Origin of the sequence: Rouxiella chamberiensis (genome assembly GCF_026967475.1) — a bacterium.
GTDB lineage: Bacteria > Pseudomonadota > Gammaproteobacteria > Enterobacterales > Enterobacteriaceae > Rouxiella > Rouxiella chamberiensis.
The window spans coordinates 325,481-338,178 of sequence record NZ_CP114058.1; the positions used below are offsets into that span (position 1 = coordinate 325,481).

General features: G+C 50.6%; 19 protein-coding genes. 18 read left to right on the forward strand and 1 reads right to left on the reverse strand.

From position 1 onward, the window contains the following. The 5 genes from O1V66_RS01565 to O1V66_RS01585 all read left to right on the forward strand — a co-directional run bounded on the left by O1V66_RS01565 (position 1) and on the right by O1V66_RS01585 (position 3,446). Positions 1-1,365, forward strand: a complete 1,365-nt coding sequence (locus O1V66_RS01565) for a replicative DNA helicase (RefSeq protein ID WP_045047470.1) — start codon at positions 1-3, stop codon at positions 1,363-1,365. Next, a complete protein-coding gene (locus O1V66_RS01570; protein ID WP_269128039.1) occupies positions 1,365-2,015 on the forward strand; it encodes a helix-turn-helix domain-containing protein in 651 nt (216 codons plus the stop codon). The genes O1V66_RS01565 and O1V66_RS01570 overlap by 1 nt, the downstream gene beginning before the upstream one ends. 207 nt (positions 2,016-2,222) lie before the next feature. Beyond that, positions 2,223-2,639 (forward strand): antiterminator Q family protein, encoded by a 417-nt coding sequence (locus O1V66_RS01575; RefSeq protein ID WP_045047468.1) that lies wholly within the window; start codon positions 2,223-2,225, stop codon positions 2,637-2,639. Positions 2,640-2,812: 173 nt separating this feature from the next. After that, on the forward strand, positions 2,813-2,989 hold the full coding sequence (locus tag O1V66_RS01580) for a type II toxin-antitoxin system HicA family toxin (protein WP_072045068.1): 177 nt from the start codon (positions 2,813-2,815) through the stop codon (positions 2,987-2,989). 49 nt (positions 2,990-3,038) lie between these two features. Then, positions 3,039-3,446 carry a type II toxin-antitoxin system HicB family antitoxin gene (locus O1V66_RS01585; RefSeq protein ID WP_045047467.1) on the forward strand — a complete coding sequence of 136 codons (408 nt, stop codon included), beginning with the start codon at positions 3,039-3,041 and terminating at the stop codon, positions 3,444-3,446. A 138-nt stretch (positions 3,447-3,584) separates the two neighbouring features. Here O1V66_RS01585 and O1V66_RS01590 read toward each other — a convergent pair whose 3' ends face one another. Then, a complete protein-coding gene (locus O1V66_RS01590; RefSeq protein ID WP_072045067.1) occupies positions 3,585-3,872 on the reverse strand; it encodes a hypothetical protein in 288 nt (95 codons plus the stop codon). Between the two features lie 196 nt (positions 3,873-4,068). Between O1V66_RS01590 and O1V66_RS01595 the strand changes: the two genes are divergently transcribed. The 13 genes from O1V66_RS01595 (at position 4,069) to O1V66_RS01655 (ending at position 12,695) form a co-directional block, all read left to right on the forward strand. After that, positions 4,069-4,305 (forward strand): phage holin, encoded by a 237-nt coding sequence (locus tag O1V66_RS01595; protein ID WP_414058465.1) that lies wholly within the window; start codon positions 4,069-4,071, stop codon positions 4,303-4,305. Between the two features lie 2 nt (positions 4,306-4,307). Then, positions 4,308-4,808 (forward strand): lysozyme, encoded by a 501-nt coding sequence (locus O1V66_RS01600; RefSeq protein ID WP_045047465.1) that lies wholly within the window; start codon positions 4,308-4,310, stop codon positions 4,806-4,808. Positions 4,809-4,902: 94 nt separating this feature from the next. Continuing rightward, complete coding sequence (gene lysC / locus O1V66_RS01605) at positions 4,903-5,424, forward strand: Rz1-like lysis system protein LysC (RefSeq protein ID WP_269128040.1); 522 nt, start codon at positions 4,903-4,905, stop codon at positions 5,422-5,424. A gap of 228 nt (positions 5,425-5,652) precedes the next feature. Beyond that, on the forward strand, positions 5,653-6,174 hold the full coding sequence (locus tag O1V66_RS01610; protein ID WP_269128041.1) for a hypothetical protein: 522 nt from the start codon (positions 5,653-5,655) through the stop codon (positions 6,172-6,174). 29 nt (positions 6,175-6,203) lie between these two features. Continuing rightward, entirely contained in the window at positions 6,204-6,539 is a 336-nt protein-coding gene (locus tag O1V66_RS01615; protein ID WP_269128042.1) for a hypothetical protein, read from the forward strand. A 163-nt stretch (positions 6,540-6,702) separates the two neighbouring features. Next, a complete protein-coding gene (locus tag O1V66_RS01620; protein ID WP_269128043.1) occupies positions 6,703-6,888 on the forward strand; it encodes a hypothetical protein in 186 nt (61 codons plus the stop codon). Further along, a complete protein-coding gene (locus tag O1V66_RS01625; protein WP_152623596.1) occupies positions 6,882-7,223 on the forward strand; it encodes an HNH endonuclease signature motif containing protein in 342 nt (113 codons plus the stop codon). Before O1V66_RS01620 ends, O1V66_RS01625 begins: the two co-directional genes overlap by 7 nt. Beyond that, positions 7,223-7,420, forward strand: a complete 198-nt coding sequence (locus tag O1V66_RS01630; RefSeq protein ID WP_045047462.1) for a hypothetical protein — start codon at positions 7,223-7,225, stop codon at positions 7,418-7,420. The genes O1V66_RS01625 and O1V66_RS01630 overlap by 1 nt, the downstream gene beginning before the upstream one ends. Positions 7,421-7,871: 451 nt before the next feature. After that, complete coding sequence (locus O1V66_RS01635; protein WP_269128044.1) at positions 7,872-8,045, forward strand: hypothetical protein; 174 nt, start codon at positions 7,872-7,874, stop codon at positions 8,043-8,045. A gap of 6 nt (positions 8,046-8,051) precedes the next feature. Beyond that, positions 8,052-9,566, forward strand: coding sequence for a terminase large subunit (locus tag O1V66_RS01640; protein ID WP_045047460.1), 1,515 nt, complete (start codon positions 8,052-8,054; stop codon positions 9,564-9,566). After that, positions 9,566-10,837 carry a phage portal protein gene (locus O1V66_RS01645; protein ID WP_045047459.1) on the forward strand — a complete coding sequence of 424 codons (1,272 nt, stop codon included), beginning with the start codon at positions 9,566-9,568 and terminating at the stop codon, positions 10,835-10,837. The genes O1V66_RS01640 and O1V66_RS01645 overlap by 1 nt, the downstream gene beginning before the upstream one ends. 17 nt (positions 10,838-10,854) lie before the next feature. After that, positions 10,855-11,529 carry an HK97 family phage prohead protease gene (locus tag O1V66_RS01650; RefSeq protein WP_045047458.1) on the forward strand — a complete coding sequence of 225 codons (675 nt, stop codon included), beginning with the start codon at positions 10,855-10,857 and terminating at the stop codon, positions 11,527-11,529. A 2-nt stretch (positions 11,530-11,531) separates the two neighbouring features. Continuing rightward, a complete protein-coding gene (locus O1V66_RS01655; RefSeq protein ID WP_045047457.1) occupies positions 11,532-12,695 on the forward strand; it encodes a phage major capsid protein in 1,164 nt (387 codons plus the stop codon). Positions 12,696-12,698: the final 3 nt, after the last annotated feature.

Here is a 12,698-nt window from a genome sequence, read left to right on the forward strand (position 1 = left end):
ATGAGCAGTATTTGGCGTGATGAAGATATCGAAGGTGCGGTGATTGGCGGCATCTTCCAGCGAGGCGAAGAGCCGGAGGTAATGGAAATTCTGGACACAGTGCCAGCCTCCCACTTTGGCAATTGGCAGTATCAGCAAATTTTTGAAGGCATTCGGACTCAGGCTAAAGGCAAGGGCGTGATTGATCCGTACCTCCTGTGTGAGTCATTGCCGCAGCACGAGGCAGCGATCCTCGAAGCCAGCAGCAAGCTCTGGGCCAAATCCTCTCTACGTCATTACATCGACGTCTTGAAACGCAATGCCACGCTTAGAATGGCGGAAAGTAGTTTGGAGGTGTCCTTGAACCGCATTAAAACGGCCACCAGCAGCGAGCAGGCGATAGGGTTACTGGACGAGCTTAAAGCCCAAATAAACGCACTGGATACCGTTCAGGAAGAATTACGGGCTATCCACATCAATGAACTGCTACCGAAAATTACCGACCGGCTGCAGGAGAAGATGGACGGACACGCCGAGGGCCGCACGCTACTGACCGGCCTTGAAGAACTTGACACGCTTACCGGCGGTCTGGATCAGACGGATTTGGTGGTGCTGGCCGCAAGGCCCTCGATGGGCAAAACCGAACTGGTGCTGAATATCATCGACAGGGTGACCGAGCAAGGTCATGGCATTCTCTTTTTCAGCATGGAAATGGGCGCAATTCAGATTGCAGAACGTCAGGTGGCTGGCGCGGGACAATTCTCGACCTCGAAACTCAAGTCTCCGGACAAGCTTGAAGACGAAGACTGGGCGCGTATTGCCAGCGGCATTGGCCGAATGACGGACCGCAACATCTGGATTATCGACGCCACGAACCTGACAGCTGAACAAATTAAACAGCGTGCCATCAAGCACAAACTGGAGTTTCCTCAAACGGCGCTGGTGGCCGTGGACTATGTTGGACTCGTTAAAACGCAAGGTAAGGGCCGTCACGATCTGGAAGTGGGCGAGATATCGAAAACGCTCAAGTCGCTGGCGAAGACCAACAAAACGCCGGTCGTTGCCCTCAGCCAGCTTTCTCGCGGCGTGGAGTCGCGCCCGAACAAGCGGCCGGTCAATGCCGACCTCAAAAACTCGGGTGAGATTGAAGCAGACGCAGACATCATCATGATGCTTTACCGCGATGAGGTTTATAACCCCGAAAGTCCGGCGCGCGGCATTGCCGAAATCAACGTGACCAAAAATCGTAACGGGGCGCTGGGCACCGTTTACCGAGGTTTCCGCCTTGGGCACTTTTACCCGATTGATCAGGCGGAGGCCGACAACCTCAGCAGAGAACAGCCACAAGATAATAATCGCCGTTACCGCGATGGGAGAGCAGCATAATGCGCACTGACAACATCGAACATAAAACACTCTTTACAATTCCAACTGCCTCTTTCAGCACGGCTATGGCAGTACCAAAAGCTTTGCCTCCTCAAGAAGTGGTGACCGGTCACAAGCAAACGGATGCTTACCTCTGGATTTTGAAAGTTATCAGGCTCAACGAACCTGCACATCTGGATGCGGCAGAAGAGGCGCTGGGCAAGCTCAAAATCAGCCCGAAAGATGCCCAGCAGCGTTACATCGATTATCTGCACAGGACGGGTGCTCACCCCTTGCAAATTGCTTTTGGCACGATGTCTATGGATAACCCAGCTGGCTACATCAAGGCAGCCAAAAAAGCTATTGAGACGGCCAGTAGCGTGAGGAACATTTTCGGCAGTTATGAGGCGGCATTGGAGAAAACGCAGGCCGAAAAAATGATGCTGGTGGGAGAACTGGCGGAAATTTATGAGCCATTTTATTACTGGAATGAACAAGAGAAACTTGAAGAATGCATGTACGGCCAGCGCATTATTGAAACTATGGCTCTGCGAAAGGCAACCTCAAAAGGTTTTGCTAACGTTCTGCCAACCCCAAATTCAATTTCGGACGTAGTGAAAGAGATTCTTTACTGGCGGTGGCTCCATGAGATGCGAAGAACCGGCTTATGAAGCATTGTATAACGAGTATTATCACGACGAGGATTGTTGGATTACCGACCGTGAAGATTATTTGGATAATCTTCTGTGCCAAATCAAGCCTTCCTCTCGCGCCGAAGCATCCAGTGTGTGCGAATGGGTTTTGGGGGATTCGCGTTATGAATTGGGCAGCGGCAATACCAAGGAAATTATCCTGAACCTCGTAAGGGAGTGTGCTTAATGCGAGACATTCAGATGGTACTGGCGCGATGGGGCGCATGGGCAGCAAGTGGGGAAACTAATCATGGATACCCACGAACCGCAGCAGGGCTTTCAAGGCTGCTTCCGGCCACACGCGCAGGGCGGGTTTCATGCTGTGACGACGACGGCATGCAGATTAATGAGGCGATGATTCGCCTGAGCAAAAAAGATGAATACCTGTGCTCATTAATCGAGTGGTATTACATCGACAATCTCAACCTGAGAGTGATGGGTAAGAAGCTGGGGATTTCATATAACACGGTTGCCATGCGTTTGCAGACAGCAGAAGGCTTTATTGACGGTTGCCTGTGGGCGTTGAATATCCGGCTTGAGATGGATAGAGAATGCCGAAGAGAAAATGTTCTGGTTGAAAAGCTTAAAAGAGTTGCGTCATGACAAAACCCTGATTAATCTGCTAAGACTGGTTACTTAGCCACGTAGCTTACACACTTTAAGACCTCGCCTCGGCGGGGTTTTTTATTGCTCTCCCAAAATGAAGTAAACAAAAATGTTGACTATGTAAGCAAAAATGCTTACATAGTTTCATGTTTAACAAATAGGAGAGAGTAGTGAAGCAAAGCGAGTTCAGGCGGTGGCTTGAATCTCAAGGGGTAGAAGTTTACGACGGTACCAAACATCTAAAACTTCGATTCAAAGGCAAGCGTAGTGTGATGCCAAGACACCCCGGCTCTGAGTTAGATGACCGACTCAGAAAAGTGATTCTCAAGCAATTAGGCCTTAAATAAAACCAGCCCTTCGGGGCTGGTACTTGCAGCGATTCATTACGAAAATATTATGCGATACCCAGTAACCTTAGAACCCGATAACGGCGTATACCTTGTGCAGTTTCCCGACATCCCCGAAGCTTTAACGCAGGGAGGATCACGGGAAGAAGCCTTGGAAATGGCGCTCGATGCTTTGGTAACATCCTTTGAGTTTTACTTTGAGGATAGTGAAAAGGTTCCAGCGCCAAGCGCCGTGACAGGTGATTATGTTGAGGTGCCTGCCAGCGTGACAGCCAAAGTGATAATGCTGAACGCTTTCATTGATTCAGGATTGACGCAAATTCAGTTGGCGAACGCGATGGGCGTGAAAAAGCAGGAAGTGACCAGGTTGTTTGACCTGCAGCATTCCACCAAGATTGACACTATCCAAAAGGCTCTTTCGGCCTTGGGAAAGCAACTTGAACTTGTCGCTGTCTGATTAAATTCACCTTTTCAAAAGGGCCACTTCGGTGGCCCTTTTTTATTGCCAGTTACATCGAGATTTACCCGAACCTGCAAAAGCGTGGATAGCTTCGTTTTTGAAAGCCAGCGCATAAGCAGGTTGACGGACATATTGTTAAGCTGGCTTTAAACCTCGCACAGCCATCCCTGCCGATTTGGTAACTAAAACTGACGAGGATGGGCATATGGAGTTAGCTATTGCGACGACTTCGTTTGCAACACCTCGTTCATCAAGAATGCTTTCAATAATGTAGTCAGCATCTGGCAATAAATACGTTTTACCAGAGCGCCCAACTATCGATTTTGTATACCCTTTTTTTGCCAGTTTCTCATGTAACTTGGCATAGCTGGTTGCTTGAGCATCGTTAAGATGAACTCGAATTGTGAATTGAGCTTTTCTCATAACCATCTCCAAATAAAAGAGCAGTAATTTAAGATAACACTAATTGTTACATTTTAGTCAATCTTAACAAATGTTTTCAGCGGGTCACTCAGGTGGCCTTTTTTTATTGTGTAAATTCAGCGCTCATTCATCGGATGTGTGCTTTCGACTACAGCACAGCCAACCCTGAGTTGGAGGTGAACGGATGATTAAATTTATGCCAGACAAAATCGCATCGGTAACGACCTACTGCGTGTCAGGCAGTCTTGTTTGCGGAGGTAGCGTGGCTCAGTGGTTCAGCCAGATCGACTGGAACAAGGTAGCCGTGATCGTGGGGATACTTATCGCGGTAGCTACTTACCTGACGAACGCCTACTACAAATCACGCGCCGTCAAAGCTTATGAAGCCTCGCTAAAGCAGGGGCTGATAACCCCGCCGCCGCAACAGGACTGATTATGGCCATGACAACAACGCTTCGAAATAAAGTGGTAGCTGCTGCAGCCTCGGCTGGTGGCGCGGTCGCGATAGCCGTTGCGCTATTGGGCGGTAACGACGGAGTGGAAGGGTTGAGACATTACCCTTACCAAGATGTCGGCGGCGTCTGGACAGTATGCAGCGGCATTACAGGGTCGGATGTCGTCAAGGGGCGCTACTACTCGGATGCAGAATGCGACGCGTTACTGGCAAAGCTTCTCGCGCCGGTCAAAAAGGCGGTGGACGCATCGGTGAGGGTACCCATTGATGATTACACACGTGCCGCGCTCTACTCGTTTGCCTACAACGTCGGCGTGAGCGCCTTCAAGAATTCCTCTTTGCTGCGCCACCTGAACGCGGGGAACACGGCTCAGGCCTGTGACGATTTACGCGCATGGGTCTACGTCAATAAGCAGCGCAATCGCGGCCTGATTAACCGGCGTGAGATAGACCGGCAAGTTTGCCTAATGAGGCGGTCATGAGTGGACTCTACTTGCTCATAGCCGTGTCGATGAGCATAAGCAATTTTAAGGCACGCTGGTGGATAGGCGTCTGGTTAGCGGGGATTGTGCTTCCATGCTTAATAAAATAATCGTGGCGCTGGCCACCCTGTTGTTCGCTCTGGTGATCTGCCTCGCTTGGGTGGCATTTCACTATTACGGAAAGGCCACGGATCAGGCAGGTACGATAACCACGCTGACCCAGCAGAAAAACGAGGCCGAATTTATCAGCCAGTCACAGGCGCAGACAGTCGGCATATTCAACACCATCGCCGGAGCAACGCTTAATGATCAGAAAGCCAACACAGCCACCAGCCAGAACGCCAGGTCATTATCAAGACGGTTCTCAAGACCGAGCCGTGCGCTGTGGTGCCTGTTCCTGCTGCCGCTGCTGGTAGCCTGCTCGACCACTACAACGCAATACGTAAAGGTGCCAGCAACGCCGATACCGGCCAGCCTGTTAAGCCCGTGCCCAATATCACCACCGCCGGATGAACCGCTGTCTTACGGTGGCTCTGTGCTCTGGAACGAGTTACTGCTAAATGATTTGCAGAACTGTAATAGACAAATAGAAGGCATTATTAAGATTAAGACTTAGAAAGCTATGTTTTTAAAGTCTGGTATGCCCTAATCAATTAAGGTGGTTTACGCCGATTTTTGAAAAAAGAAATTATACTAGTGATTTTTATTGAGTATGTAACTTATTGTTTTGTAGTAAAATTTTAACCAAAATTACAGTGTGAAATACTTTATGTATCAGTGTTTTTAATTTTATAAGAATGATATCTTGATCATCTGCAATTCAGCAGATTTTCGGGGTCTTGAAATGGAAAACGTGAATGGCTTATCTTTAACAACAACAATGATTTTATTGAAGTCTGGTGGAAATGTTGTATCCCAAGGTACAGGCTTTTTTTATTTCAACAGAGAAAATATAACTTTCCTCGCTACTAATTTTCATGTGGTAACTGGTTTAGACCCAGTAGATAAGGGCAATAAGGAACCCAAGGGTGACGAACTCGAAATTTTTCTTCGAGATAAAAGTGGAAAACCAGTTTCAAAGGTAATTCCTCTCTACAAAGATGGAGAGAAATTATGGCTTGAGCATCCAACGGATACATTAGCTGATTTAGTACTTATCCCCATGCTAACAGGGCATTTAGATAACATTGAATACACATCAATAAATAGTACTTTCGTCTCTTCTGAGATCAGACTAACCCCATCTACCTCTGTAGTAATGATTGGTTATCCTCATGGGTATCATGATGAAAAAATCGATTACCAATTTGGAAAACTGGAAGTATTGCAAGTGAACCTGATTATGACTTCAATGGGCAAAAAATAATAGTTGTCGATATTTCTGCATTCCCGGGCATGTCTGGCTCCCCTGCATTTTTCGTTTCGCATGGAGGGTATCAAAAAAGAAATGGCGAGTTTTCCTATGGGGCAGGAATGACTATAAGTTTTTTAGGGATTTTTGCTAGCATGCCAATGCTTAATACGGATGTCTTTTTAGAAGAGGTTAATCAAACGGTTACACAAAAAGTTAGGCATTCGGAATCACTTCAATTAGGGAACGTTTGGAAAGCCTTACTGTTTGAAGAAATATTACAAACTTTTCAACCTACGCAGTATTTAAGAAAGTTTGTAACACCTCCATCTGGCATTTTTAACTTGGCTGAATGGCAACAGCTTAAAAGCAGACAATGAAAGACACCAAAACGACCGCCCATGGGCGGTTTTTTTATGCCTGCAACTCATCATCAGAACTATCGGCCAAGGCTGGTGGCTCTGCTAATGGTTTGCCTATCAATCGAACAGAGTGAGGGATTCATGAAACAGACCAAACAATTTCAAATGGCAAAGCTTTATCGTGGCGGTATGGTTCTTTGGCTTTGCTGTCGCCGTCGATGGCGAGATCATTGGCAGGCAGGTTAGTTCAAACATCGAGACGCTACCTGGCTCAATGCCCGTGATTAACGCTCAATTCATGCTGACCGAAAGCGAGGTTGAGAACCCCATCGTTGTTCATCTGGATCAGGACGAACCGCCATCATGAAAGAGCCAAGAATATACGGCAGTCGATGGAACAAGGCGCGACTGACCTTTCTTCGTGACAACCCCCTGTGTGTGATGTGTCAGGAGCAACGACGCGTTACTGCCGCGACCGTAGTGGACCACAAGGTGCCGCACAAGCTTAAGGCCGCCATGAAGTCAGGCGACTCTTTGGCTGTGAAGAAGGCTCAGAAACTTTTCTGGGACAAGGGCAACTGGCAGGCACTCTGCGATACCCACCATAGCGCCACCAAGCAGCGCATGGAAAAGAGCGGCGTTGTCATCGGCTGTGATGCCAGCGGCTACCCTTTAGACCCAAACTTACACTGGAGTAAGTGATGACCGAAGAGCAGCAAACCATCCTGATGTTTAAAGGACTGATAGCCTCGTTACCGGCAGATAGTCAGGCAAATTTCAAAGATGCCGAGCAAAAAATCCAACAGGTGCTCGACGATTACCCTGATGGCGAAGGAACGTTGGCACTAGGCTTTATTGGTGCGCAGTTACAGGCCGGTCCTGAAATGATTACCAAGTGAAACTATTACCCCTCAAATGACAATCATTCTCATTTTCATGAGGGGGGAGGGTAAATCTCTGAGGCGCACGCCTCTAAAGACCGCTCGCATCCTTTTAATTTAACGCTAACCCGATTTTTTCAGTTTTATAGGTGTTGACATATGGCAGAAAAACGAACCCGCTCGGACAGTTCGACGGCGGCGCTTCAGGCCATGCAAAATGCAACTGTGGGCACCATCCACCCCCAGAACATGCGGGTTTGGAGAAAAAAGCCGAACCATTTTGGCATGACAATATCAGATCCAAAGCGTTGGATAGCTGGACGCCGGCCGATCTGCTGGCCGCTGCGGAACTTGCAAATAACCAGCTTTATATCACCGTTTTACGCAAGGATTTGCGTAAGGAAGAGCGCGTGAGGGGGAAGGCCGTAACGAAGCGCTTATCAAGGACCTGCGTAAGCAGATTGTTGAATTGCAGCGAACTATCCTCGCCCAGCGCCGTGATCTACAGATTCACTCGCACGCCACCAACGGTGAAAGCCGCGACCAAAAGAAGCGTAACCAGAATGATCACAACGCCAGAAGAACGTCCGAACGGCATCAGGCCGGAGATGACAATTTGCTGGCCTTCCCCAAACACGGATAATTACCTATGACGCGAGGTGAGCGTGTAATAGCGTTCATCGAACGTTATTGCGTAGTGCCGGAGGGTAAGTTAATCGGGCAACCGATGCGGCTGGATGATTTCCAGAAAGATTTTATCCTCGCCGTCTACGACAATCCCGTCGGCACGGATATGGCAATTTTGAGCATTGCCCGAAAAAATGGAAAGACGGGGCTGATTGCCGGCATTCTTCTCGCCCACCTGGTGGGGCCGGAGGCGGTACAGAACTCGCAGATTGTCAGCGGGGCTTTGAGTCGTGAGCAGGCATCCATTGTTTTCAATCTGGCCGTGAAAATGGTTAACCTGAATCCCGACCTTCAGGAAATCGTTCATATCACGCCCAGCGGTAAAAAGCTTATCGGTCTGCCCTGCAACGTCGAATATAAGGCGCTGTCTGCAGAAGGCAAAACCACACACGGTCTTTCTCCCATTCTGGCGATTCTGGACGAAACCGGTCAGGTGCGTGGTTCACAGGATGACTTCATCGATGCCATTACCACGGCGCAGGGTGCACACGAAAACCCTCTGCTGATTGTGATTAGCACGCAGGCTGCAAACGACGCCGACCTACTGAGCATCTGGATTGACGATGCGGTCAAATCCGCCGATCCCCATATCGTGTGCCACGTGTACGAAGCGCCCAAAGATGCCGACATTAGTAAGCGAGACAGCTGGCTGGCAGCAAATCCGGCGCTGGGCACGTTCAGGTCGGAAAAAGATATGGCGCGGCAGGCGGAGAAGGCAGGCCGCATGCCGAGTTTTGAAAATACCTTCCGAAACCTGAATCTTAATCAGCGCGTGTCTACGGTTTCCCCGTTTATCTCCCGCAGCGTGTGGGAGTCGTGCGGTGAACCACCGGTCAACACTTCACGCAAGTGGTTTGCGGGGCTGGATTTGTCGGCGCGTAATGACCTTACTGCGCTGGTTATTGCCGGTCCAGACGATGACGGGATTTGGGACATTTTCCCGTTTTTCTGGACGCCAGAAAAAACGCTGGTGGAGCGTGCCAAGACAGACCGTGCGCCCTACGACGTATGGGTTAAGCAGGGCTTCCTACGAACCACACCTGGTGCGTCGGTCGATTACTCCTTTGTCGTCAATGAAATCGCCGAAATTCTTGGCGAGTTCGACCTGACGTCGATGGCCTTCGACCGTTGGCGCATCGAGCAATTCAAAAAAGATTGCGACAACATTGGGCTGACGCTTCCGCTTGTCCAGTTCGGTCAGGGCTTCAAGGACATGGGACCGGCGGTCGATACCCTTGAATCACTGATGCTGAATGGAAGGGTGCGACACGGAATGCATCCGGTGCTGACCATGTGTGCCGTTAACGCCGTAGTAGTCAAGGACGCTGCAGGAAACCGAAAATTGGACAAGTCAAAGGCGACCGGCCGCATTGACGGCATGGTGGGGCTGACAATGTCAGTAGGTGCCGCAAATGGTGAAGTCACCGAACAAGGTGGTGATTTCGAGGACTTCATATTCAAACCGTTGAGCATGTGATGGAAGAAAATAATTACAGCATTGACCTTCGTACCAATCGCGGCTGGTTTGCACGCCTTCAGTCGTGGTTTGTCGGTGGACGTCTCGTTACCCCAAATCAAGGTTCGCAATCCGGTCCCGTATCGGCATCCGGGCATCTCGGGGATTCAGCCGTTAATGATGAACGGGTGTTGCAGATATCAACGGTTTGGCGCTGCGTCAGCCTTATTTCGACGCTCACTGCCTGCCTGCCTCTGGATGTTTTCGAAACTGACAAGGATAACAATCGCAGCAAGGTTGACATGAACAACCCGCTGGCGCGTCTGCTGCGCTACTCGCCCAATCAATACATGACTGCGCAGGAATTTCGTGAAGCCATGACGATGCAGCTCTGTTTCTACGGCAACGCCTACGCGCTGGTGGAAAGAAACAGCGTGGGTGACGTGATAAGCCTGCTCCCGCTTCAGTCAGCAAATATGGACGTGAAGATGGTCGGCAAAAATTTGGTCTATCGCTATCAACGCGATGCGGAATATGCCGATTTTACCCAAAGGGAAATTTTTCACCTCAAGGGGTTCGGGTTTACCGGCCTGGTCGGCCTGTCGCCGATAGCCTTTGCCTGCAAGACGGCCGGCGTTGCGGTGGCAATGGAAGATCAGCAGCGTGATTTCTTCGCCAACGGCGCAAAGTCGCCGCAGATACTTTCAACCGGTGACAAGGTTCTGGCCAAGGAACAACGCGACCAGTTGCAGGAAAATTTCAAGGAAATTGCCGGCGGGCCGGTGAAAAAGCGCCTGTGGATCCTCGAAGCGGGATTTAGCAATGCTCCTATCGGTGTCACGCCGCAGGATGCCGAGATGATGGCATCAAGAAAGTTTCAGGTCAGCGAGCTGGCGCGATTCTTCGGCGTTCCGCCGCATCTGGTGGGTGACGTGGAAAAGTCTACGAGCTGGGGAACGGGCATTGAGCAGCAAAACCTCGGGTTTCTTCAGTACACCCTTCAGCCGTTTATCTCGCGCTGGGAAAACAGCATCCAGCGCTGGCTTTTAAAGCCTGCCGACGTGGGCAGGCTACATGCCGAACACAATCTGGACGGGCTGCTGCGTGGCGATTCAACCGCGCGTGCGGCTTACATGAAGGCAATGGGTGACGCCGGCTTGCGAACCATCAATGAAATGCGGCGCACCGACAACATGCCGCCGCTTGCCGGAGGCGATGTAGCCACTCGACAGTCGCAAAACGTTCCGTTAACGGATTTAGGCAAACAGGACCCCGCTAAAAGCGGGGTTTAGTTTTTATGGGGGTAACGATGCGCAGCATCAACAAGACACTCGCCTTTGACCAGGCAGAAATCAAGTTCTCCGGAGACGGCACGCAGGGGATTTTTGAAGGCTACGCGTCGGTATTCAACAACACCGATTCGGACGGCGACATCATCCTGCCTGGTGCATTTAAAAAAGCGCTGACCAGTCAGTCCCGCAAGGTCGCGATGTTCTACAACCACCGTACGTGGGAAATGCCGGTCGGCAAGTGGGATAGCATCGAGGAAGACAGCAAGGGATTGCTGGTTCGTGGCGTACTAACCCCAGGACATTCCCAGGCAAACGACCTCAAGGCGGCGATGAAACACGGCACGGTCGAAGGAATGTCGGTAGGTTTCAGTGCCACAAAGGATGACTTCACCCTGAGCGCTTCGGGGCGAATTTTCAAAAGCGTGGCGGCGCTGCGTGAAATCAGTATTTGTACCTTTCCGGCCAACGAGCTTGCGGGCGTCAGTTCCCTGAAAAGCATCGACGGCGTGGAAACCATTCGCGATGCGGAGGAGTGGCTGAGGGACTCAGTCGGCCTATCAAAATCGGAAGCACAGGGCTTTATTGCCCGTATCAAGTCCGCAGTTCGGAGCGAGTCCGGAGGCGACGACCCTGAAATATCTGCTCTTTTGCAGAGCATTAAAACCTTCTCACCACTCCAAACAGGAAAATAACAATGTCTGAATTAGCTGAAATTCAAAAGGCCATCGCCGACTCCCAGAAAAACGTGACTCAGTTGTTTGAAGCACAAAAGCATGAAATCGAAGCCACCGGTAAAATCTCCAAGGAATTGCAGGGCGATTTGGCAAGGGTTCAGGATGAAATGAAATCTTCCGGCGCACGCCTGTTCGATTTGGAGCAGAAACTGGCCGCCGGCGCAGAAAATCCGGAAACCAAAAAATCCTTTGCCGAGCGTGCTTCGGAAGGTCTGGTCAAATCATGGAACGGTAGCGCAGGCCGTTTTGACGCCAAAACCTTCAACAAGTCTCTGGGAAGCGACGACGCTTCCGCCGGCTCGCTTATCCAGCCAATGCAGGTGCCTGGTATTGTGATGCCTGGGCTGCGTCGTCTTACCATCCGTGACCTGCTGGCGCAGGGCCGTATTTCCAGCAACTCACTGGAATACGTTCGTGAAGAGCTGTTTACCAATAGCGCCGCATCGGTGAAGGAGAAGGCACTGAAGCCGGAATCCGACATCAAGTTCAGCAAGCAAACGGCGAACGTTAAAACGGTAGCACACTGGATCCAGGCATCCCGTCAGGTCATGGACGATGCACCGATGCTGCAATCCTATGTCAACAACCGCCTGATGTACGGCCTGGCGCTGAAAGAAGAGGAGCAGTTGCTGAACGGTGAAGGCAGCGGTGACGATCTGGAGGGCCTCAACTTTGTGGCCACCGCTTATGACGAAACGCTGAATGAAACCGGCGACAGCCGCGCCGACCTGATTGCCCACGCAATTTATCAGGTGACCGAATCCGAGTTCAGCGCCTCCGGCATCATCCTCAATCCACGTGACTGGCACAGTATCGCGCTGCTGAAAGATGAGCAGGGACGCTACCTGTTCGGCGGCCCTTCGGCATTTACCAGCAACGTTATGTGGGGCCTGCCGGTCGTGCCTACCCGTGCGCAGGCGGCAGGTACCTTTACCGTCGGCGGTTTCGATATGGCTTCGCAGGTTTGGGATCGCATGGATGCCAGCATCGAGGTGAGCCGTGAAGACCGCGACAACTTCGTTAAAAACATGCTGACCATCCTGTGTGAAGAACGCCTGGCGCTGGCGCACTATCGTCCGAAGGCGCTTATCAAGGGCAGCTTTACTGCACCGGCTGCCGCGTAATTA